At 73.2% G+C, this 20,720-nt stretch carries 22 protein-coding genes and 1 tRNA gene; 17 read left to right on the forward strand and 6 right to left on the reverse strand.

The features are described from left to right. Positions 1-129: 129 nt before the first annotated feature. Both OG802_RS17165 and OG802_RS17170 read right to left on the reverse strand, forming a co-directional pair. Positions 130-735: a GNAT family N-acetyltransferase gene (locus OG802_RS17165; RefSeq protein ID WP_329411508.1), complete on the reverse strand. Its 606-nt coding sequence runs from the start codon at positions 733-735 to the stop codon at positions 130-132. Beyond that, positions 728-2,809 (reverse strand): penicillin acylase family protein, encoded by a 2,082-nt coding sequence (locus OG802_RS17170; protein WP_329411509.1) that lies wholly within the window; start codon positions 2,807-2,809, stop codon positions 728-730. The genes OG802_RS17165 and OG802_RS17170 overlap by 8 nt, the downstream gene beginning before the upstream one ends. 78 nt (positions 2,810-2,887) lie before the next feature. On the opposite strand from OG802_RS17170, the gene OG802_RS17175 reads away from it, so the two are divergent. After that, positions 2,888-3,631, forward strand: coding sequence for a siderophore-interacting protein (locus tag OG802_RS17175; RefSeq protein ID WP_329411510.1), 744 nt, complete (start codon positions 2,888-2,890; stop codon positions 3,629-3,631). Positions 3,632-3,655: 24 nt separating this feature from the next. After that, complete coding sequence (locus OG802_RS17180) at positions 3,656-4,270, forward strand: HhH-GPD-type base excision DNA repair protein (protein WP_329411511.1); 615 nt, start codon at positions 3,656-3,658, stop codon at positions 4,268-4,270. A gap of 67 nt (positions 4,271-4,337) precedes the next feature. On the opposite strand, the gene OG802_RS17185 is transcribed toward OG802_RS17180, so the two are convergent. Beyond that, positions 4,338-5,942 carry a helicase HerA-like domain-containing protein gene (locus OG802_RS17185; protein ID WP_329411512.1) on the reverse strand — a complete coding sequence of 535 codons (1,605 nt, stop codon included), beginning with the start codon at positions 5,940-5,942 and terminating at the stop codon, positions 4,338-4,340. A gap of 105 nt (positions 5,943-6,047) precedes the next feature. Between OG802_RS17185 and OG802_RS17190 the strand changes: the two genes are divergently transcribed. Then, positions 6,048-6,344, forward strand: a complete 297-nt coding sequence (locus OG802_RS17190) for a type II toxin-antitoxin system VapB family antitoxin (RefSeq protein WP_004943146.1) — start codon at positions 6,048-6,050, stop codon at positions 6,342-6,344. A gap of 274 nt (positions 6,345-6,618) precedes the next feature. Continuing rightward, complete coding sequence (locus OG802_RS17195) at positions 6,619-7,308, forward strand: LytR C-terminal domain-containing protein (protein WP_329417138.1); 690 nt, start codon at positions 6,619-6,621, stop codon at positions 7,306-7,308. Between the two features lie 110 nt (positions 7,309-7,418). On the opposite strand, the gene upp is transcribed toward OG802_RS17195, so the two are convergent. Next, positions 7,419-8,054, reverse strand: a complete 636-nt coding sequence (upp, locus tag OG802_RS17200; RefSeq protein ID WP_069773435.1) for a uracil phosphoribosyltransferase — start codon at positions 8,052-8,054, stop codon at positions 7,419-7,421. A 165-nt stretch (positions 8,055-8,219) separates the two neighbouring features. On the opposite strand from upp, the gene OG802_RS17205 reads away from it, so the two are divergent. The 9 genes from OG802_RS17205 (at position 8,220) to OG802_RS17245 (ending at position 14,016) form a co-directional block, all read left to right on the forward strand. Next, a complete protein-coding gene (locus tag OG802_RS17205) occupies positions 8,220-8,414 on the forward strand; it encodes a hypothetical protein (protein WP_393348141.1) in 195 nt (64 codons plus the stop codon). A 337-nt stretch (positions 8,415-8,751) separates the two neighbouring features. Then, complete coding sequence (locus tag OG802_RS17210; protein ID WP_329417140.1) at positions 8,752-9,300, forward strand: tRNA adenosine deaminase-associated protein; 549 nt, start codon at positions 8,752-8,754, stop codon at positions 9,298-9,300. A gap of 50 nt (positions 9,301-9,350) precedes the next feature. After that, positions 9,351-9,782, forward strand: a complete 432-nt coding sequence (gene tadA, locus OG802_RS17215; protein WP_329411516.1) for a tRNA adenosine(34) deaminase TadA — start codon at positions 9,351-9,353, stop codon at positions 9,780-9,782. 56 nt (positions 9,783-9,838) lie between these two features. Then, positions 9,839-9,923: transfer RNA gene (locus OG802_RS17220), tRNA-Ser, on the forward strand. A gap of 250 nt (positions 9,924-10,173) precedes the next feature. Beyond that, complete coding sequence (locus tag OG802_RS17225; protein WP_256919961.1) at positions 10,174-10,350, forward strand: hypothetical protein; 177 nt, start codon at positions 10,174-10,176, stop codon at positions 10,348-10,350. 30 nt (positions 10,351-10,380) lie between these two features. After that, positions 10,381-10,674, forward strand: a complete 294-nt coding sequence (locus tag OG802_RS17230) for a Dabb family protein (protein WP_329411519.1) — start codon at positions 10,381-10,383, stop codon at positions 10,672-10,674. A gap of 208 nt (positions 10,675-10,882) precedes the next feature. Next, positions 10,883-11,767, forward strand: coding sequence for an RNA polymerase sigma factor SigF (locus tag OG802_RS17235; protein WP_329411520.1), 885 nt, complete (start codon positions 10,883-10,885; stop codon positions 11,765-11,767). 342 nt (positions 11,768-12,109) lie between these two features. After that, on the forward strand, positions 12,110-13,027 hold the full coding sequence (locus tag OG802_RS17240) for an RNA polymerase sigma factor SigF (protein WP_069773420.1): 918 nt from the start codon (positions 12,110-12,112) through the stop codon (positions 13,025-13,027). Positions 13,028-13,773: 746 nt separating this feature from the next. Continuing rightward, positions 13,774-14,016, forward strand: a complete 243-nt coding sequence (locus tag OG802_RS17245) for a hypothetical protein (RefSeq protein ID WP_329411522.1) — start codon at positions 13,774-13,776, stop codon at positions 14,014-14,016. A gap of 583 nt (positions 14,017-14,599) precedes the next feature. Here OG802_RS17245 and OG802_RS17250 read toward each other — a convergent pair. Beyond that, positions 14,600-14,797: a hypothetical protein gene (locus OG802_RS17250; RefSeq protein WP_329411524.1), complete on the reverse strand. Its 198-nt coding sequence runs from the start codon at positions 14,795-14,797 to the stop codon at positions 14,600-14,602. Between the two features lie 243 nt (positions 14,798-15,040). Here OG802_RS17250 and OG802_RS17255 point away from each other — a divergent pair, with 243 nt between their 5' ends. From OG802_RS17255 to OG802_RS17270, 4 genes are all read left to right on the forward strand, one after another. Continuing rightward, complete coding sequence (locus OG802_RS17255) at positions 15,041-15,613, forward strand: MarR family winged helix-turn-helix transcriptional regulator (protein WP_329411526.1); 573 nt, start codon at positions 15,041-15,043, stop codon at positions 15,611-15,613. A gap of 13 nt (positions 15,614-15,626) precedes the next feature. After that, a complete protein-coding gene (locus OG802_RS17260; RefSeq protein ID WP_329411528.1) occupies positions 15,627-18,218 on the forward strand; it encodes an MFS transporter in 2,592 nt (863 codons plus the stop codon). Between the two features lie 109 nt (positions 18,219-18,327). Then, positions 18,328-19,149 (forward strand): YceI family protein, encoded by an 822-nt coding sequence (locus OG802_RS17265; protein ID WP_329411530.1) that lies wholly within the window; start codon positions 18,328-18,330, stop codon positions 19,147-19,149. Between the two features lie 143 nt (positions 19,150-19,292). Next, the gene (locus OG802_RS17270; RefSeq protein ID WP_329411532.1) at positions 19,293-19,763 is read left to right on the forward strand and encodes a PPOX class F420-dependent oxidoreductase; all 471 of its coding nucleotides are present in this window, start codon (positions 19,293-19,295) and stop codon (positions 19,761-19,763) included. Positions 19,764-19,856: 93 nt separating this feature from the next. Here the strand turns inward: OG802_RS17270 and OG802_RS17275 are convergent, their stop codons facing one another. Continuing rightward, positions 19,857-20,621, reverse strand: a complete 765-nt coding sequence (locus OG802_RS17275; protein ID WP_329411534.1) for a TetR/AcrR family transcriptional regulator — start codon at positions 20,619-20,621, stop codon at positions 19,857-19,859. Positions 20,622-20,720: the final 99 nt, after the last annotated feature.

Consider the following 20,720-nt stretch of genomic DNA (forward strand, 5'->3'; position numbering starts at 1 on the left):
TGATCCGAGACTCGCGTGCTCGCGGATACGTACGCATGCACAGGGCATCCGGTTCACCGTGGCGGGCTCCTGGACGGTGCCGTGCGCGCGGCCGCCGGACGTCCCGGGTCCGGGGCCGCGCCGACGACGTCATTCGGGGAAGACCGACTCCCGGCGCAGGAAGGCGAGTTGGGCCTTCTTCTCCGGCAGGTACACGTCGGGCAGGTCGACCTCCGGGAGCGTGACGACCGGGCCCGCGTCGAAGCCCTGCCGCAGGAAGCGGGCGACCGCCCTGGTGTTGCGGACGTCGGGGTCCACCACGACGCGCCGCCGGTCCAGGCCGAGCAGGACGTACGCGGCGAAGACGCTCATCAGCGCCGCCGACCAGCCGGTCCTGGCGCCGTGCTCGCCGGCCGGGGCGATGAGCACGTGGACGCCGATGTCGCCGTCCTGCACCGGGTAGACCTCGCCGACCCGGTCCGCGGCGGGCTCGTAGGTTTGCAACAGGGCGACCGGGACGCCGTCCCGTTCGGCCAGCAGGGCGTGGTGGGTGTCCAGCGTCGCCAGGTGGGCGTAGACCTCGGCGACCTGCTCGCGCGTCAGGCCGTTCATGCCCCAGAACACGGCCCGCTCCTGGCTCACCCAGGCGTGGACGGCCGCCGCGTCGCCCTCGGGGTCGAGAGGGCGCAGTCCGATGACGCCGAGCCCTTCGACGGTCTGCTCGTGGACGTACGCGGGCGGGTGGCGGTCAGCCATGGTCGTTCTCCTTCTTCAGCCGGGCCCAGTCGGTGACGACCGGGGCCAGTTCGCCCCTCAGCCACAGGGGGAGCTGGTCGTGGTGGTGGGGGTGGCCGGGGAGGCCGGACGCGCCGAAGGGGACGACCCACAGGCTGTCCTCGCGGCGGGCCAGGTCCCACACGTAACGGGCGGCGGGGCCGCGTGCGGCGAGGTCGGTCCAGCCGGGCACGGCCGAGGTGCACAGCACGCAGTCGTGGTCGCCGTCGAGAGGCGGCGCCTCGTCCGACGGGCCGGGCAGCGCCCGCCAGGCGGCGAGGCGGTGGGTGTCGCCCCAGCGGGGGGCGTCCGGTCCGGCGAAGGCCCCGGCGACCTCGTCGACGGCCTCGCGCACCAGACGCCCGCGGTCGATCCCGAACAACTCCCGCGCGCGCAGCAGGTGTTCGAGGGCGAAGCCGACGCGGGGGAGGAGCGCCAGCCAGGGGAGGAAGACGTCGGGGTAGGCGGGCGGGGAGGCCAGGGGCGCGAGGGCCGGGTGGGCGGCGAGGCGGCGGACGACGGCGCCGCGCAGGGCCGCGTAGCGGGCCGCGTCCTGGCTGGCGGCGTCCATGCGGCGGTCCCAGCGCAGCAGTCGTGCGCGCAGGTCGGCGGCGGGTCCGGTGAGGTCGTCGAGGGCGGCCAGGCGCTCCAGGAGGGGGGCGGCGGAGGCGAGGTGCGTGTCGGTGTGGAGGGCCGGCATGTCGGACGCGGACCAGCGCCTGCGCCGCGCCAGCAGGGCCGCGATCCGGTCGGCGCGGTGCGGGGCGGCGAACTCGACGCCCAGGCCGGCGGCGGGGCCGCGCTGGTTGGCCATCACGGCGACGCCGTCGGTCAGTCCGGCGCGGGGCGGCTCGTGCCAGCCGGTCCACTCGTGGCCGGGTTCCCAGGCGGGCACGAGACGCGTGCCGTTGGCGGCGGCGCGCACCGGCACCCGGCCGGCGACCCGGTGCAGCACGCCGCCCCCGGTGTCGGCGGCCTGGACGACGTTGACCGGCTCGGCCCACAGGTCGAGGGCGCGGTCGACGTCGGCGGTGCTGCGGGCCCGCAGCAGCGGCAGCAGCGCCTGGAATCCGAGGTCGGCGGTGACGCGGGGCGGGTAGCGCAGGGCGAGGGCGAGCGGGGCGCCGTCGTCCAGCCCTTCCGGGCCGCCCACGATGACCGGCCCCCGTCCGGTCTCCAGCACCTCCACCTCGACGCTGTCCCCGGCCGCCACGCGCACCGTCTCGGTGTGCCGGGCGATCCGCCGCCAGACGCCGTCCGGGCCGAGCGCCTCGACGTCCGCGCCGGTGCGGCGCAGCCGTTCGCGGTAGAGGTCCTGGTAGTCGGCCATGGCGTTGGTGATGGCCCAGGCGACGGCGCCGGTGTGCCCGAAGTGCGCGATGCCGGGGACGCCGGGGACGGCCAGGCCGACGACGTCGAACTCGTCGCAGGCCAGGCGGATCTGCTGGTAGACGCCGGGGTCCTCGACGAAGCGGTGCGGGTCGCCGGCGATGACGGCGTGCCCGGTGACCGTGCGGTCGCCGCCGACCAGCCAGCCGTTGCTGCCGGAGGAGCCGGGTCCGTCGGCGGCGAACAGGCCGACGGCATCGGGGCCGAGGCGGCGGGCGGCCTCGTCGCGCCACAGCTTGGCGGGGAACCCGGCGAACAGGATGTGCGTGGCCAGCCAGACGGCGAGCGGGGTCCAGGGTTCCCAGCGGCCGGGGGCGAGCGCGACGCGGGCGAACTCGGGGGCGTCGCCGGCCGACCGGAGTCCGTCGTTGACGCCGTCGACGTACGCCCGGACCCACGCCGCCGTCTCCGGGTCGCGTTCCTCCAGCGCGGCGGAGCAGCGTCTCGCCGTGTCGTCGAGGCGGGCACGGCGCGCGAACACGTCCCAGGGGAGGGCGTCGGGGCCGAGGAAGGCGGCCGAGGTCCCCTGCGCGCGGTGCCGTTCGACCTCCAGCTGCCAGGCGCGGTCGCGGGCCGTGACCAGGCCCTGGAGGCGGGCGAGTTCAAGGGGGCCGTCCGCGCGCAGATGGGGGACGCCCCAGGCGTCGCGGTAGATCTCGGTCGTCACCCGGTGACCCCTCGCTCTTTAGGTTAGGCTGCCCTAACTATTCGGTTGCCGGAATCGTACGCGAGGGGTGGACAGGTCATGGCGCAGGGGCGGGGCTGGGAGGGCGCGGTCCTCCGCATGATGCGGGCGAAGGACTTCACGCTCACCGTCACGGGCACACAGGACGTCACCGACCGCTACCGGCGGCTGCACCTCTCCGACGGCGGACTGCTCGCCGCCACCGGCGTCCACCCCACGATGTGGGTGCGGCTCTGGTTCGACAACGCGGGCCGGCCGCACCAGCGGGCCTACACCCTGGTCGGCCCCGACCCGGCGGCCGGCTCCTTCAGCCTGGAGTTCGCCCTGCACGACGGCGCCGCCAGCGACTGGGCGCGGGCGGCGAAACCCGGCGACACCATCGACGCGACCGTCCAGGGCACCGGCTTCGAAACCCCCTCCCCGGCCCCCTCCCACGTCCTCGTGATCGGCGACCCGGCCTCGCTGCCCGCCGTCAACTCCCTGCTCGGCGACGGCGGGAACGCGCTCGGCCCGGCCCCGGCGACCGTCTGGTTCGAGAGCGGCGCCGACGACGCGGAGGGCCTGCCCTTCCTCACCGACCCCGACCGGCACGAGATACGGCTCGTCCCGCGCCGCGACGGCGGCGCGGCTCTCGTCGAGCGGGTGAAGGCGGAACTGCCCGGCCTGCTGCGGGCCACCCCCGACCCGTACGTGTGGATCGCCTGCGACACCGGCACCACCCGGACGCTCGCCGCGTACGTGCGCAAGGAGCTGGGCGTCCCCAAGGACCGCCTGCACGCGCTGGGGTACTGGCGCGCGGGCTGAGGTCCGAGGCGGGATCATCGACGCATGGACGTCACCCTTCACCTCTCCCAGGACCCCGAGGCCGACGAGCTGCTCGGTCGCTCCCCGCTCGCCGCGCTGGTCGGGATGCTGCTGGACCAGCAGGTTCCGATGGAGTGGGCGTTCAAGGGGCCCCGCACGATCGCCGACCGGCTCGGCGCCGACGACCTGGACGCCCACGACATCGCCGCCCGCGACCCCGACGCCTTCGCCGCGCTGCTCTCCGAGAAGCCGGCCGTGCACCGCTACCCCGGCTCCATGGCCAAGCGCGTCCAGCAGCTGTGCGCGTACCTCGTCGAGCACTACGACGGCGACGCCGGGGCCGTGTGGAAGGACGTCGCCGACGGCCGCGAACTCCTCGGCCGCCTGGAGGAGCTGCCCGGCTTCGGCAAGCAGAAGGCGCAGATCTTCCTCGCGCTGCTGGGCAAGCAGCTCGGCGTGCGCCCCACGGGCTGGCGCGAGGCGGCCGGCGCCTACGGCGAACCGGAGTCCTTCCGCTCCGTCGCCGACATCACCGGCCCGGAGTCCCTGACGAGGGTGCGGGCCCACAAACAGGAGATGAAGGCGGCAGCCAAGGCCGCCAAGGCGACGAAGGCAGCCAAGGCGACGACGAAAAAGTAGACGGAGACGCAGACCCGGGCGGCCGGAGCGCGACCGCTGACCGGCCGGCGGGGGCGGGGCCGCGCGGCTACCGCCTCCGCCGGGCCGTTCCGAAGAGCGAGCGGGTGATCTCACGGCCGACCTGCGTGCCGACGGAACGGGCCAGCGACCGGAACATCCCGCTTCCCACCACCTGCTCCACGACGGACCGTTCCTGCTTCCGTTCCTCCTTCGACGCCGTCGGCCGCTCCGCCCGCTCCGGCCCCTTCCCCCCGTGCGGTTCCCGCGCCTCCCCGCGCCCGGCCCCGGTCTCAGCCCCGGCCCCGGATACCGCTCCCGACCCGGTGTCGGTGCGGGCCGCGAGCTTCTCGAACGCCGACTCCCTGTCCACAGCCTGTGCATACCGCTCGTGCAGCGGGGACTCCCGCACGGCCCGGTCCAGCTCCGCTCCCCCGACCGGCCCCATCAGCGACTCCGGGGCCCGCAGCCGGGTGGCGGCGACCGGGGTCGGGGCGCCCCGCTCGCTGAGGACGGTGACCACGGCCTCGCCGGTGCCGAGGCCGGTGAGCAGCTCCTCCAGGTCGTAGGCCGAGTCGGGGAACGTCTTCACCGTGGCCCGCAGCGCCTTCTGGTCGTCCGGGGTGAAGGCGCGCAGGGCGTGCTGCACGCGGTTGCCGAGCTGGCCGAGGACCTCGCCCGGCACGTCCTTCGGGGTCTGCGTGACGAAGAACACGCCGATGCCCTTGGAGCGGATGAGCCGGACCGTCTGCGTGATGGAGTCGAGGAACGCCTTGGAGGCGTCGTCGAACAGCAGATGGGCCTCGTCGAAGAAGAAGACGAGCTTCGGCCGGTCGGCGTCCCCGATCTCCGGGAGGTCGTGGAACAGGTCCGCGAGCAGCCACATCAGGAAGGTCGAGAAGAGCTGCGGCTTGTCCTGCACGGCCGGCAGCTCCAGGACGGAGACGATCCCGCGGCCGTCGGAGGCCGTGCGCAGGAACTCGGCCGTGTCGAACTCGGGCTCGCCGAAGAAGCCCGCCATGCCCTGCGCCTCGAAGGCGATGAGGGAGCGCAGGATCACCCCGGCCGTGGCGCTCGACAGACCGCCCAGGCTCCTCAGCTCCTCCTTGCCGTCGTCGGAGGTGAGGAAGGCGACGACCGACCTCAGGTCCTTGAGGTCGAACAGCTCCAGGCCCTTCTGGTCCGCGTAGTGGAAGACCAGGCCGAGGGACTGCTCCTGCGTCTGGTTGAGCCCGAGCACCTTCGACAGGAGCAGCGGGCCGAAACTCGTGACCGTGGCGCGCAGCGGGATGCCGTGACCGAGACCGCCGAGCGCGTAGAACTCGGCGGGGAAGCCGGTCGCCGTCCATTTCTGGCCGACTTCCGCGGCCCGGTTCCGCACCCGGTCGTTCACCGTCCCGGGAGCCGAGATCCCGGACAGGTCTCCCTTGACGTCGGCGAGGAAGACCGGCACGCCCTGCGCGGAGAGCTGCTCGGCCATCAGCTGGAGCGTCTTGGTCTTGCCGGTGCCGGTGGCCCCCGCGACCAGCCCGTGCCTGTTCAGCACGGGGAGGGGGATGCGCACCCGCGCGTCGGGCAGGCAGTCGCCGTCCCACAGGACGGCGCCGAGGTCGAGGGCGGGCCCCGTGAACGCGTACCCGGCGGCGATGTCCGCGGCGCTCGTCGACTCGCTCATGGGCAGGCCCTCATTCCGTTTTACCCCTGTTCATCACGTCTTTTCCAGCGTCGCACTCCGTCTCCCTGGCTGCGCCCGGAACGTCAGGACCGGTAGGCTTTCCGTGTGATCTTCAAGCGCATCGGAAACGGCCGGCCGTACCCCGACCACGGCCGGGAAAGCACCCGGCAGTGGGCGGACGTCGCGCCGCGCCCGGTCCGCCTCGATCAGCTGGTGACCACCAAGCAGCAGCTCGACCTGGAAACCCTGCTCGCGGAGGACTCCACCTTCTACGGCGACCTGTTCGCGCACGTCGTGAAGTGGCAGGGCGACCTGTACCTGGAGGACGGACTGCACCGCGCGGTGCGGGCGGCGCTCCAGCAGCGCCAGGTGCTGCACGCTCGCGTGCTGGAGCTGGACTGACCGGACAGGGTCGCGGACCGCGCCGGCGGAGCCGGAGAACGGGACCGCCGACCGGGAGCCGGCGGCGCGCAGCGCCCTCCGGGGCCCGCCCCGAGACCTCTCCGACAGCCCGCCGTACACGCCCTTCTCCAGCCGCCGCACGCCTCGCGGCGCACTCCGATTGACCCTTTCGGGTTCTTTCCGCTGCCCGCGTCCGGTGTCGGATGATCGTTTATTAGTCACGGCCGCCCGGGCGCACTACGCTGCGCCCATGAGCATGCTGACGCCCCCGGGCATGGGCGGTAAGTACCGGATCACGGGGGACAAGTACCCCCGCATGCGCCCCCACCGGCGACGCGGCAGGCTGGCCGTCGTGGTCGTCGGCTGCGGCGCGGTGCTCGGCGTGGCCGGATGGGGCACCCTGCAGCTCATCGACGTCTTCACGGGCGGCGCGGGAGCGGCCACGGCCGCCGGCGCCTCCTGCTCCCGGAGCGCCGCCGGGAACACCGCCGGGACGTCCGCGGCGAACAGGACCAGGTCCGGGCCCGCCCCCTCCCCTTCCGCGTCCGGGGCCGCCTCGGCCGCGGGCGGCGTCGCGGGCGCGGTGCCCAGGCCCGCGCAGATCACGGTGAACGTCTTCAACGCCACTACCCGCAGCGGTCTGGCCAAGACCACCGCGGACGAGCTGAAGAAGCGCGGCTTCCGGATCGGCGAGGTGGGCAACGCCGCCAAGCAGTACGACAAGAAGGTCACCGGAACCGGGCTGCTGCTCGGTCCCGCGTCCTCGCTCAACACCTCGCTGCCGGTCCTCGCCACCCAGCTGACCACCGCCGAGCGCCGCACCGACGCGGCCCGCACGGGCCCGGCCGTCGATCTCATCATCGGAAACGGCTTCAAGGCGCTGGCCAGCCCGGCCGACGCGGCCAAGGCCCTGACGGCCCTGACCGCCCCCCGGCCGACGGCGACCACGAAGAAGGCCTGCTGAGACCCGTCGTCAGGCCTGCCGGGACCCGTCGGGCCCGCTGAGACCCGTCGGACCCGCCCTGCCTGGCCCGCCGGCCCGCCCGGCCGGTGCGCCCGCTCGGCGTACTCGGCCTACTCGGCCGCTCCGTACAGCCGGTCGCCCGCGTCTCCCAGGCCCGGCACGATGTAGCCCAGCTCGTTGAGGTGGTCGTCGACGGCCGCCGTGACGACCGTGACCGGCGAGCCCGCGAGTTCGCGCTCCATGATCGCGACGCCCTCGGGGGCGGCGAGCAGCACGACGGCGGTCACGTCGTCGGCGCCGCGGCGGATCAGCTCGCGGATCGCGGCGACCAGCGTGCCGCCCGTGGCCAGCATCGGGTCCAGGACGTACACCTGGCGGCCGGAGAGGTCCTCCGGCATGCGGGTGGCGTACGTGGACGCCTCCAGGGTCTCCTCGTTGCGGATCATCCCCAGGAAGCCCACCTCGGCGGTCGGCAGCAGCCGGACCATGCCGTCCAGCATGCCGAGACCCGCGCGCAGGATCGGCACGACCAGCGGCCGCGGGTAGGAGAGCTTGACGCCGGTGGTCGAGGCGACCGGCGTGGTGATGTCGACCTGTTCGGTGCGCACGTCACGCGTGGCCTCGTAGGCGAGCAGGGTGACCAGTTCGTCGGCCAGCCGGCGGAAGGTCGCGGAGTCCGTGCGCCGGTCGCGCAGCGTGGTGAGCTTGTGGGCGACCAGAGGGTGGTCGACGACGTGGAGACGCATGTCCACAACAGTAACGGTGCCGAACCCGCCCGGCGTCCCCACGGACAGTGAACCCCTCCCCCCGGCTTCGGCCGTTCGTCGGCATCAAACCGCCCGTCGGAGGGAAAATGGGGGACAGGTATGGAGACGGACCGGGGTACCCGGGGTGGTGTGCTGATGCCTGAGCTGCCCGACCTGCCCGACGACAGGCCGCCGGACGCGGCCGCTCGCGCCGAGAGCGACGCCGAGCGCCGGCGACGGCGCGCCCGCTTCCTGCGCGAACTGGCCGAGGCGCGCGAACTGCGCGACCGCGTCCAGCCGCGGCGCGCCAAGACGGCCCGGCTGCGCCACGCGATGCGCATGCGCACGTTCCGCTGGTAGCCGGGTGGCGGCCGTTGCCGTACGGGACTTGGGGCGTAGGGGGAGGATCCCCGCCGCCACGGGTGCCGCGCGGGGGCGCTCGTGCGTGGGCGCGCGACAAAGCCGCGTACGATCCGCTCGTGGCCGCAACCGGGGCGCCGGAGAGTCCCTCACGGACGTGACCGCGGACGTGCGATCAAAACCACCGGACACAGGGAGCCGAAGACGTCCCCTGAACGCCTTGTTTCTGCCACGATTCCGAGTGGGTGGGGCTCGCAGCCCTGAATTCCTGCCCCGCCCGCAACCTCCGCCGGGGGGACCCCCAACCGGCACGCCTATGACCAGTGGGAGAGTCACGGTGTACTTCGCCGCACTGCTCGCGCGCACCGAAGACGGGTGGGAAGCGAGCGACACAGAGCTCGACGATGTGGAGACCCTGTCGGATCTGGCCGACCTGGCCCGGGAAGCCTCTCCCGACGAGGACACGGTGCTCGTGCTGATCGAGCAGGAGGGCTCCTGGTTCGGGGTCGTCCGCATCGACGGCGAGGAGGACCCTCGCATCTACGTGTCCGACGCCGCTGCGGCCGCCCGCAGCTCGTACGGCGAGATCCTGCTCACCGACGAACTGCTCGGCCGGGATCCGGGCGACGAGGACGTCCTCGACGCCCTCGACCTCGACGGCACCGAGGACGGTGAGACCGACGACGACCAGGACGGCGACGGGGACGCCCCGGTGGTCGTGGGCGGCGGCTCCGCCGAGGCCGTGCCGCACGGTCCCGTCGGCGACCCCGGCATCCTCGACGACCTCGGCGTCGGCGAGAAGGAGCTGAGGTCGCTGACCGAGGACGCCGTCAACGAGATCGCCGAGTCCCTGGGCGCCTCGGAGGTCCTGGAGACCGTCCGCTGACCGCACCGCAGACGCCGCCCGACCCGGTACGCGACCGGTGGCGGACCGCGATGCGGCTCGCCCTCGACCAGGCCCGGCTCGCCGCCCGGGGCGGAGACGTCCCGGTCGGCGCCGTCGTGCTGGCCCCGGACGGCACGACGGTCCTCGCGGCCGGCCACAACGAACGCGAGGCGGGCGGCGATCCGACGGCGCACGCCGAGGTGCTCGCCGTCCGGCGGGCGGCCGAGGCGGTCGGGGAGTGGCGGCTGACCGGCTGCACGCTCGTCGTGACCCTCGAACCGTGCACGATGTGCGCGGGCGCGATCACCCAGTCCCGGGTGGACCGGGTGGTCTACGGCGCGCGCGACGACAAGGCGGGCGCGGCCGGCTCCCTGTGGGACGTCGTCCGCGACCGCCGGCTCAACCACCGCCCCGAGGTCGTCGAGGGCGTCCTCGCCGAGGAGTGCTCCGGCCTGCTCACGGAGTTCTTCCGGGAACGCTGAGCCGGCCCCCGATTCCGATTTCAAACCGGGGCTCACCTTGCTGTAAGGTCTCCCTCGGTAGCGTGTCCGAGCGGCCGAAGGAGCTCGCCTCGAAAGCGAGTGTGGCGCAAGTCACCGAGGGTTCAAATCCCTCCGCTACCGCTGGTAGACGAAGGGCCCGGTCCATTGGACCGGGCCCTTCGTCGTGCTCCGTCTCGGTTTCCGTCTCGTCGAAAGCGCCCCGCCTTCCCCCCGGGCCGGCGCGTGCACGGCGTCGGCCGGGTCTCCGCGCGCGTCGCCTCCCGCCGTTCATGAACGCGCCACGACGATCAAAAGCGGTGTGTAAATCGCACTTACAGATACACTCGCCGCCGTCAACAAGGGCCCGCGCGGGCACTACTGGGGAGGCCAGGTGGCGGTGAACGCCAAGAAGATCGCCGTCTACATGCTCGTGGTCTTCGTGCTCTATGTGATCATCACCGACCCGGCGAAGGCGGCGGACTACGTCCAGATAGGCTTCGAGGGCATATCGGACGCCGCCAAGGCCATCGGCGACTTCTTCACCTGGCTCGCCGACGGGGCCAAGTAGCCCACACCGTCGTACGCACAGGGAGTGCCCATGATCCGCCACCTGGTCCTCTTCAAGCTGAACGAGGGCGTCCGGCGCGACGACCCCCGGGTCGTGCGGGGAGAGGCCGCCTTCCGCGCGCTGGGCGGCAAGATCGAGGAACTGCGCTTCTGGGAGCTGGGCTGGAACGTCAGCGACCGCCCCGTCGCCTACGACTTCGCGATCAACTCGGCGGTCGAGGACGCGGACGCCCTCAAGCGCTACATCGAGCACCCCGAGCACCAGTCGGGCGTCGCTCTGTGGCGCGAGTTCGCCACCTGGGTGGTCGCCGACTACGAGTTCTGAGCCGTCCCGCCCGGCCCGCCGCTCCGACGGCACGGAGCCCTCCGCCCTGACGGCGGAGGGCTTTCGCACGTCCGGCACGACCGTAAGGGCCCAACTTATCCCTCAACACGGCGTTATGGGGTGCTTGCACACAGTGCACATGTCTTGTGATGCTATGACCGCTTTTGACGGATGAGTTGACCGATGTTGACCTGACGAAGAGGTGGCGTTGACCGTGTCGGCCAGTACTGCGCCGCCTCAGGAAGAGGCACCCCCGGCACCCGCACCGGCCCCCGCCCTGGAGACCGTGCCCGAAGCCGCCACGGAACCCGCGCCGGCCCCCCAACGGAGCCGTGGCGCGGACACCCGGGCGCTGACCCAGGTGCTCTTCGCGGAACTCAAGGAACTCCAGCCGGGCACGCCGGAGCACAACCGCGTGCGCGGGGCGCTCATCGAGGCCAACCTCCCGCTCGTGCGCTACGCGGCCGCCCGCTTCCGCTCCCGCAACGAGCCGATGGAGGACGTCGTCCAGGTCGGCACCATCGGCCTGATCAACGCCATCGACCGCTTCGACCCGGACCGGGGCGTGCAGTTCCCCACGTTCGCCATGCCCACGGTCATCGGCGAGATCAAGCGGTACTTCCGCGACAACGTCCGCACGGTCCACGTGCCGCGCCGCCTCCACGAGTTGTGGGTGCAGGTCAACAGCGCCACCGAGGACCTCACCACCGCCTTCGGCCGCACCCCGACGACGGCCGAGATCGCCGAGCGGCTGCGCATCGCCGAGGAGGAGGTCCTCTCCTGCATCGAGGCGGGCCGCTCGTACCACGCCACCTCCCTGGAGGCGGCGCAGGAGGGCGACGGCCTGCCCGGACTCCTGGACCGCCTCGGCTACGAGGACCCGGCGCTCGACGGCGTCGAGCACCGCGACCTCGTCCGCCACCTCCTGGTCCAGCTGCCGGAGCGCGAACAGCGCATCCTTCTCCTGCGCTACTACAGCAACCTGACGCAGTCCCAGATCAGCGCCGAACTCGGCGTCTCCCAGATGCACGTGTCCCGGCTCCTCGCCCGCTCCTTCCAGCGGCTCCGCTCGGCCAACCGCATCGAGGCCTGACGGAACGCGGGACGACCCGCATGACGGGGCGCGGGAGGGGAACCGGGTCAGGACACGTCACTCGTTGAGGGATCGCAAGCACGACCGAGTCGTCACCGCTGAGAGCGAATCACCCAGTGGGACCGATCCCGGTGAAACCCCGCTGAAAAGCCGTCAGACCCCCTGTTTCCAGGGCTGATTCGTCACTCACGTGTCGACATGTCACTACAGCGTGTTGCCGACATGTGACATTCTGCCGGAAGAGCGTTTGCCGGGGCTTCGGCTCCGGTATTCAGGTGAAGGCTGACGTTCCTCAAGCGGGGGCGTTGCGCCGCGACCGTCCCGCGACCCAAAGGGGGTGGCATGTCCGCAGAACAGGGCAGCTCGAAGGTGCTCACGCTCACGCTCACGCCGAGCGAGTCCGCGCCCGTCGCGCCTGTCGCGCCGGTCGAGCCCGACGTGCTCGACGACGTCACAGCCCCCGAGGCCCCCCAGGCCCCGGCTCTCACGGCCACGGGGGCCATCGACACCCGCACCCTGTCCCGCTCCCTGTTCCTGCGACTGGCCACGCTCGCCGAGGACAGCCCCGAGCGGGTCTACGTCCGGGACACGCTGATCGAGCTGAACCTCCCCCTCGTGCGCTACGCGGCGGCCCGCTTCCGCTCGCGCAACGAGCCCATGGAGGACATCGTCCAGGTCGGCACCATCGGCCTGATCAAGGCGATCGACCGCTTCGACTGCGAACGCGGCGTCGAGTTCCCGACGTTCGCGATGCCGACGGTCGTGGGCGAGATCAAGCGCTTCTTCCGCGACACGTCCTGGTCGGTGCGCGTCCCGCGCCGGCTCCAGGAGCTGCGTCTGGCCCTCACCAAGGCCAGCGACGAGCTCTCCCAGAAGCTGGACCGCTCGCCGACGGTCGCCGAACTCGCCGCGGTCCTGGGCGTGTCCGAGGAGGACGTCGTCGACGGCCTCGCGGTCGGCAACGCCTACACGGCCTCCTCGCTGGACTCCCCGGCCCCGGAGGACGACGGCGGCGAGGGCTCCCTGGCGGACCGCCTCGGCTACGAGGACACGGCCCTGGAGGGCGTGGAGTACCGGGAGTCGCTCAAGCCCCTCCTGGCCAAGCTGCCGCCCCGCGAGCGCCGCATCATCATGCTGCGCTTCTTCGCCAACATGACCCAGTCGCAGATCGGCGAGGAGGTCGGCATCTCCCAGATGCACGTCTCCCGCCTCCTCACCCGGACCCTGGCCCAACTGCGCGAGGGCCTGATCTCCGACTAGCCGGGGATCAGGAGCGCGCGGGCCCTCAGGGAGACCTCCGTCCTGGAGACACAGCTCCCCGCCGCGTCGTATGCGCCGAGCCGGTCCGGGGGCTGTTCTCCTGACGGTGCGTCAGGCACACTGCCGTGATGCGAAGTCCGGCACGGGCACGTGAGCGGCGGCGCGCCCTTCGGGGCGCGTCGGCCGCCGCCGCGGTCGTCGTGGCGACGGCGGCCCTGGCCGTCGGCTGCGGAGGCGGCGGACACGGCGGTGACTACGTCGCCATCGGCGCGGCCGGTGACCCGGCCGCCCCGGACGCGGACGGTCCCGCGGATCCGACCGGCGGGGTGCGTCTCGTTCCGCTGGACGGACAGCGCGGTTCTCCCGGCGGCACACCGGGCTCCGGCGCCACGGCGCACAGCGGGGCCGGGACGACGTCCGCCACCGGATCACCCGACGGGACACCCGGCTCGGCCGGCGACCCCCGCGGCACGGCCGTCGGGGGCGGTTCGACGAGCGGAACCGGTTCGGCCGGGGGCGGTTCAGGCGGGGACCGGTCAGGCGAAGGCGGTCCAGGCGGCCGCGCGGGTTCCGTCCCACCCGTACCCTCGCCCTCACTCCCGCCCTCGCGCCCGCAGTCACCGCCGCCCGTGCCGGCGTCCACGCCCCCGAGTCCGGGGCCGTCCGGGGGAGCGTCCGGCGGACCGGCCGCCCTCTCCGTGAGCGAGCCCGTCCGCGCGAGGACGGATCGGCGGTGGTGCGAGGACGTGACCCTGACGTTCGTCAACTCGGGCGGCCGCGCGGTCGGTTCGGGGACGGTCACCTTCGGCGCGCATGTCGTGGACGCCCTCGGCACGGACTGGGCCACCCGGAAGTCCACGGTCCCGCTGCCCACACCGATCGCCGCCGGCACGCGCAAGGCGCGGACGTGGACGGTGTGCGTCGACGCGTGGCGCGTACCGCTGGGGATGCACATCGAGACACGCGACGTCGCGGTGCGGTGGGAGTGAGGCCCTCGCCGGACCGGTGAAGGGCAGACAGGCAGAGGGCGGCGGCAGACACCGCCGGGCAGGCCGAGCAGGGGCCCGCGGAACAGCCGTCCCGAAGGCGCGAGCCCGACCCGGCAGACGCGGGCGCGGGTGCGGGCGGGAAGGGTGCAGGCACCGCAAGACGCGGGCACGGGTGCGGGTGCGGACGCGGGCGGGAAGGGCGCAGGCAGGTGGGCGCAGGCACCGCAGGGCGCAGGCGCAGGCGCGGCGAGGGGAGACGCACGTCCCCGCAAGGTGCGGGTGCGGGCAGATGGACGCAGGCACCGCAGGGCGCGGGCGCAGGCAGGTGGGCGCAGGCACCGCAAGACGCGGACGCGGGCAATGGACGCAGGCACCGCAGGGCGCGGGCGCGGCGGGGGGAGACGCATGTCCCCGCAAGGCGCGGGTGCGGCAGGGCGCGACGCGCGGGCGGGGCTCGGCGGAGGGAGGCGCGGGGTCGGGAAAGCGGGGCGCGTCGGCGTCGTCGGGACGGCGTCCCGTGCCGGTCGTCGCGTCCGGTGCTCGTCCGGGCGCCCGCGCCCACCCGTGCCGCGTGGTGCGGGAGTTACTTCAGCGCGAGCCAGGCGACGGCCGCGACGATCACGACGGCGGCGACGACGCCGATGATCAGGCCGATGCGCGAACCGGCTGCCGCGGGGGCCGGCTGGGCGGCCCGGGGGGCGCCCTCGTCGACGAACGCGCGGAACATCTGGGTGCTGCCGGCGGGGTCGTGGTTGCCCTGGGGGCCCTGGGTGTTAGCCATGTGCCGAGACACTAGCGAAAACGCGGGGGCGAGCCCAAGCGGGGGTCGTCACGGAGTTCCCGGCAGTCGGCGCGTGCGAGCCCGTCTCGGCGGCGGCGCGCACCCCGGCGCCTCCGCCACCTGCACATTTATCGCAGCAATACTTGCCTTTGCCAACTTTTTGTGGCGCAGGGTCCGGTTTTATTTGCCTGCGTCAACCAACCGCTTCTATGGTTGCCCTAAGCAACGATACCGGGAGGTGCGATGGCAGGGCAGGCGCAGTACGAGGAGCTGGCACGCCAGCTCAGCGCCGTCGGGGCCGTGAAGCGGGACCTCGGACGGATCCTGCCGCAGGACTGCTCCGCGGGCTCCGCCGCCGTGCTGGCGCTGCTGGGCAGCCACGGCGACATGCGCATGAGCAACCTCGCCGAGCTGCTCGCCGTCGACATGTCCGTGACCAGCCGCCACGCCGCGCACCTCGCCGACCGCGGCTGGATCGAACGCTCCCCCGACCCGGCGGACAAACGCTCACGCATCCTGCACCTCACCCCCGAGGGCCACGCGATGCTCGTCGAGCTGTCGCGTCGCAGCGCCGGCCTCCTGGCCGAGCGGCTGGAGGACTGGACGGACGCCGAGGTCGGCCAGCTCATCGGACTGCTGACCCGGCTGCGCGCCAGCTTCGGCGACTGCCGGACCGTCGCCCACCGGCCGCCGCCCCCGCCCGCGCCCCGGCCCCCCGCACCCGCTGCTCCCCCCGTTCCCGCCGCACCGGCCGCACCGGCCGTCCCGGCAGGCGAACGGACACAGACCACCCGTACACCCGCGCAAGCAACGTAAGAAAAGGAAGCCCATGGCAACGACCACACCAGCCGGTGTGCGGGCTCACGCGAAGCACGGCGGAGGGTCCCACGGCTCCGCCGGCGACGCTCCGATGACCCACCGGCAGATCATGGAGGCCCTCTCCGGGCTCCTGCTCGGCATGTTCGTCGCGATCCTGTCCTCCACGATCGTCTCGAACGCCCTCCCGGAGATCATCGGCGACCTCGGCGGCGGCCAGTCCGCCTACACCTGGGTCGTCACCGCCGCGCTGCTGTCCATGACCGCGGCCACGCCCCTGTGGGGCAAGCTCTCCGACCTGTACAGCAAGAAGGCGCTCGTCCAGATAGCGCTCGTCATCTACGTGCTGGGCTCGGCCGCGGCCGGACTCTCCCAGAACGCCGGCATGCTGATCGCGTGCCGTGTCGTCCAGGGCATCGGCGTCGGCGGCCTGTCCGCCCTCGCGCAGATCGTGATGGCCGCGATGATCTCCCCGCGCGAGCGCGGCCGTTACTCCGGCTACCTCGGCGCGACCTTCGCCGTCGCCACCGTCGGCGGACCGCTGCTCGGCGGCGTCATCACCGACACGAGCTGGCTGGGCTGGCGCTGGTGCTTCTACGTCGGCGTGCCCTTCGCCGTCATCGCGCTCGTCGTGCTGCAGAAGACCCTGCACCTGCCCGTCGTGAAGCGGGACGTCAAGGTCGACTGGAGCGGCGCGTTCTTCATCTCCGCGGCGGTCTCGCTGCTGCTGGTCTGGGTCACCTTCGCCGGTGACAAGTACGACTGGATGTCCTGGCAGACGGCCGCGATGGTCGGCGGTTCGATCGTGCTCGGCCTGATCTTCGTGCTCGTCGAGTCGAGGGCCGCGGAGCCGATCATCCCGCTGCGGCTGTTCCGCAACCGCACCATCACCCTGTCGTCGCTGGCCTCGCTCTTCGTGGGCGTCGCCATGTTCACCGGCACCGTGTTCTTCAGCCAGTTCTTCCAGCTGGCCCGCGACCAGTCGCCGACGATGTCGGGTGTCATGACGATCCCGATGATCGGCGGCCTGTTCATCTCCTCCACGGTCTCCGGCCAGTTCATCACCCGCACCGGCAAGTGGAAGATCTGGCTGGTCAGCGGTGGCGTCCTGGTGACGGCCGGCCTCGGCCTGCTGGGCACCATCCGGTACGACACGGACTACTGGAAGATGGCCGTCTTCATGGCCCTGCTGGGTCTCGGCATCGGCATGATGATGCAGAACCTGGTGCTCTCCACGCAGAACCAGGTCGCCCCCTCCGACCTCGGCTCGGCCAGCTCCACGGTCACGTTCTTCCGCTCCCTCGGCGGTGCCGTCGGCGTCTCCGCGCTGGGCGCCGTGATGGCCCACCGCATCACCGACTACGCCCAGGACGGCATCGCCGACCTCGGCCCCAAGTACGCCTCCCTCGCCGGTTCCGGCTCGTCGGGCCAGATCCCGGACATGGACAAGCTGCCCGCGCCGCTGCGCACGGTCATGGAGAGCGCGTACGGCCACGGCATCGCGGACGTCTTCCTGATCGCGGCCGGGCTCGCCCTGCTGGCCTTCCTCATCACCCTGTTCATCAAGGAGGTCCCGCTGCGGACCAAGGGCGCGCTGGCGCAGGCCGCCGACCCGGACACGGCCCCGGACACGGCCGCGACCACGGCCATGGGCGCCTCAGCGGACGCCTCCGCCGTCACGGACGCGGTATCGGCCGCGGACGCGACTTCCGCCGCCGGCCCGGCCGCCGCCGGCGAGAAGGTCCCCAGCTGGGCCGTCGCCGGACCGGACGCCGAGGGCGGCGCCGAGAGCGCCCAGCGGCTGTCCGCCGTCGCCACCGCCGAAGCGGCCCCGACGCCCCCGGCCGGCATCCCGGTGCACGGGTTCGTCCGGGGCGCGGAGAGCGCGCCCGTCCCGCAGGCCGCCGTCACGCTCATCTCCCTCGCCGGACGGCAGCTCGGCCGCTCGATCGCGCAGGGCGACGGCTCCTACGCGCTGGACGCGCCGGGCACGGGTTCGTACGTGCTGATCGCCTCCGCCGACGGCTTCCAGCCGCAGGCCTCCACGATCGTCGTCAACGGCGAGCCGGTCGCGTACGACATCCTGCTCAGCGGGACCAGCGGACTCGCCGGCGTCGTGCGCGCCGCCGAGTCGGGCGAGACCGTCGAGGGCGCGATGGTGATCGTCACCGACGTGCGCGGCGACCTGCTCGCCACCGCGGCCACCGGTGAGCAGGGCGAGTTCTCCTTCGCCGAGCTGGTGCCCGGCACGGTGACCGTCGCGGTCAACGCGCCCGGTTTCCGGCCGCGCGCCCTGCCCGTCGAGGTCGGCGCCACGGGCGTGACCCGTGCGGAGGTCGCCCTCGACGCGGGGGCCCGGCTCCAGGGCGTCGTCCGGGCGCCGCACGGCCCGCTGGCCGACGCGCGGGTGACCCTCGTGGACGCCGCCGGCAACGTGGTCGGCACGGCCACCACCGGCGTGGACGGGGCGTACGCCTTCGCCGACCTCGACGGCGGCGACTACACCGTCATCGCGACCGGCTACCCGCCGGTGGCCACCGCGCTGACCGTGTCCGGCGCCGGCGCCGACGGCCACGACATCGAACTGGCCCACCCCGGCGAGTAGCCCGGACGGTCGGCTGACGACTCCGGCCCGGTGCGGGGCGATCCCCCGCACCGGGCCGGTTCCAGTTTTCGCAGGACGAGCAGGACGAGCAGGACGAGGAGTACGTGAGATGGGACTGACCGCGAAGATCCGCACGCGGGACGGGTGGGCCGTGTCGCACGCGGTCGTCACGGTGACCGACATGGCGGGCGGCCAGGTGCTGCGCGCCGAGGCCGACGGCGAGGGCGCGGTGCGCGACGGGACGGAACTCTCCCCCGGCGCCTACACGGTGATCGTCACCGCCGTCGGGTACGCGCCCGCGGCCGCCAGCGCGATCGTGACGGCGAGCGGCCGCGCCGAGGTGGGGACCGTGACCCTCGCCCGGCAGGGCGGCACGGAACTGCCCCCGCCCGGCCCCTGGACCGTCGACCCCGCGCACTCGACCGTCGGCGCGGTCGCCCAGCACCTGGGCATCTCCAGCGTCCGCGGCCGGTTCACCGACTTCACGGCATCGATCGAGGTCGCCCCCGACGACGTCGCCCGCTCCCGCGTGGACGCGGTGATCCGGGCGGCCTCCATCGACACGGGCAACGCCATGCGCGACACCCACCTGCGCTCGGCGGACTTCCTCGACGTCGTAACGTACCCGGAGATCACCTACCGTTCGACGGGCCTGACCCCGGCCGGCCCCGACCGGTGGACCGTCCACGGCGACCTCTCCCTGCACGGCGTCGCCCGCCCGGTGAACCTGGAGCTGGCCTATCTGGGCACCGGCGCGGACCCGTGGGGCGGCACCCGGGCGGCCTTCCGCGCCACGACCGAACTGCGGCGGGAGGACTTCGCCATGAACTACAACCAGGTCGTCCAGGCGGGCATCGCGGCCATCGGCACGACCCTGAAGGTCGAACTGGACGTCCAGGCGGTCCAGGGCGACGCCCTGCCGGGGATGTAGACGGGACCGGGCCGGGCGACCGTGGGCCGGGCGACCGGGCCGGGCGACCTCCGGGCCGGGCGCCTGCCCGCGGACCGGTGCGGCGTGGTCGTAGGTCGCGCAGGGTCAGCCAGGAGCGGCGGGCCGCCGCCTAGGCTGGCCCCATGGCACCGAACATCGCGACGAACACCAAGGTCACCCTGGACGAGCTGCTGGACTTCGTCCGCCCCCGGCACCGCGCGATCCTGCTGACCCGGCGCACCGACGGCAGCTCCCAGGCCTCGCCGCTGACCTGCGGGGTCGACGACTCGGGGCGCATCGTCGTCTCCACGTACCCCGAACGGGCCAAGACGCGCAACGCCAAGCGCGACGACCGCGTCGGCGTCCTCGTGCTGAGCGACGACTGGAACGGCCCCTGGGTCCAGATCGACGGCACCGCCGAGGTCGTCGACGCGCCGGAGTCCGTCGAGCCCCTGGTGGAGTACTACCGCAACATCGCCGGTGAGCACCCCGACTGGGACGAGTACCGGCAGGCCATGCTGAAGCAGGGCAAGTCGATCATCCGGATCACCCCGCGGCGCTGGGGCCCGGTGGCCACCGGCGGCTTCCCGGCCCGCCTCGCCCAGCAGGACTGACGGCCGCACCGGCGGCGGGCCGCGGGCGGGACCGACGGCAGGACGCCCGGCGCGGCGGGCCGGGAAGCGGGCCGGGGCGACGGTCCCGGCTGCTCAGCCGCGCCGCACCATCGCCTCGATGCCCGCGACCAGCAGGTCCAGGGCGAAGGTGAAGTCCCGGTCCATCATCTCCGCCACCGTGTCCCCGCCGCGGGCCGCCATGAGGTCGCGGGACTGCTCGACGACGCCCCCGGTGTCCGGGGCCTCGGCCGTCGCGGTCATGGCGTCGCGGAAGTACTCGTCCGGCGTGAGACCGGTGTCGGCGACCCGTGCGAAGAAGTGGCCCTCGACCGTCCCGTAGCCGTACACGAACTGGAAGACGGCCGAGATCGCGCCGGTGACGCCGTACGCGGGCAGCCCCGTGCGCAGCACCGCCTCCTGGACCGTGCGGGCGAAGCGCAGCCAGTTCGGGCCGATGTTGAGGTAGCGGCCGGCGAGCGGCGACAGCCAGGGGTGCCGGACCAGCAGCGCGCGGTAGGCCGTGGCCAGCGCACGGATCTGCTCGCGCCAGTCGGCGTCCGCGTCCTGCGCGTCGGGGAGGTCCGCCAGCTCGCCGAAGGCGGTGTCCATGGCGAGTTCGAGCAGGTCGTCCTTGGTGTCGACGTACCAGTACACCGACATCGCCGTCACGTTCAGCTCGGCCGCCAGCCTCCGCATGGAGAACCTGGCCAGCCCCTCGGCGTCCAGCAGCCGCACGGTGACCCCGGTGATCCGGTCCCGGTCGAGCCCGGACGGCTGTCCCCCGCCCCGCCCCCGCCGACGCGCCCTGTCCTCCAGCCACACACTGTGCCGCGCGGCGTCCTTGGCGGTCTCGGCCATGGCTGGGCACCTTCCTGGACTGCGGTCACGGCTGGTGGCGGTCACTGCTGAAGATGCTAAGCGGAGCCGACGGCGACCACGCAGGCCACCGCCGCGCCG

It is taken from the genome of Streptomyces sp. NBC_00704, assembly GCF_036226605.1.
Classification (GTDB): domain Bacteria; phylum Actinomycetota; class Actinomycetes; order Streptomycetales; family Streptomycetaceae; genus Streptomyces.

Excerpts from the sequence above, each read along its gene's own strand:
- OG802_RS17165 (WP_329411508.1), bottom strand. The coding sequence starts at position 735 with ATGGCTGACCGCCACCCGCCCGCGTACGTCCACGAGCAGACCGTCGAA.
- OG802_RS17175 (WP_329411510.1), top strand. The coding sequence starts at position 2,888 with ATGGCGCAGGGGCGGGGCTGGGAGGGCGCGGTCCTCCGCATGATGCGG.
- OG802_RS17180 (WP_329411511.1), top strand. The coding sequence starts at position 3,656 with ATGGACGTCACCCTTCACCTCTCCCAGGACCCCGAGGCCGACGAGCTG.
- OG802_RS17185 (WP_329411512.1), bottom strand. The coding sequence starts at position 5,942 with ATGAGCGAGTCGACGAGCGCCGCGGACATCGCCGCCGGGTACGCGTTC.
- OG802_RS17195 (WP_329417138.1), top strand. The coding sequence starts at position 6,619 with ATGGGCGGTAAGTACCGGATCACGGGGGACAAGTACCCCCGCATGCGC.
- upp (WP_069773435.1), bottom strand. The coding sequence starts at position 8,054 with ATGCGTCTCCACGTCGTCGACCACCCTCTGGTCGCCCACAAGCTCACC.
- tadA (WP_329411516.1), top strand. The coding sequence starts at position 9,351 with ATGCGGCTCGCCCTCGACCAGGCCCGGCTCGCCGCCCGGGGCGGAGAC.
- OG802_RS17230 (WP_329411519.1), top strand. The coding sequence starts at position 10,381 with ATGATCCGCCACCTGGTCCTCTTCAAGCTGAACGAGGGCGTCCGGCGC.
- OG802_RS17240 (WP_069773420.1), top strand. The coding sequence starts at position 12,110 with ATGTCCGCAGAACAGGGCAGCTCGAAGGTGCTCACGCTCACGCTCACG.
- OG802_RS17250 (WP_329411524.1), bottom strand. The coding sequence starts at position 14,797 with ATGGCTAACACCCAGGGCCCCCAGGGCAACCACGACCCCGCCGGCAGC.
- OG802_RS17255 (WP_329411526.1), top strand. The coding sequence starts at position 15,041 with ATGGCAGGGCAGGCGCAGTACGAGGAGCTGGCACGCCAGCTCAGCGCC.
- OG802_RS17260 (WP_329411528.1), top strand. The coding sequence starts at position 15,627 with ATGGCAACGACCACACCAGCCGGTGTGCGGGCTCACGCGAAGCACGGC.
- OG802_RS17265 (WP_329411530.1), top strand. The coding sequence starts at position 18,328 with ATGGGACTGACCGCGAAGATCCGCACGCGGGACGGGTGGGCCGTGTCG.
- OG802_RS17270 (WP_329411532.1), top strand. The coding sequence starts at position 19,293 with ATGGCACCGAACATCGCGACGAACACCAAGGTCACCCTGGACGAGCTG.
- OG802_RS17275 (WP_329411534.1), bottom strand. The coding sequence starts at position 20,621 with ATGGCCGAGACCGCCAAGGACGCCGCGCGGCACAGTGTGTGGCTGGAG.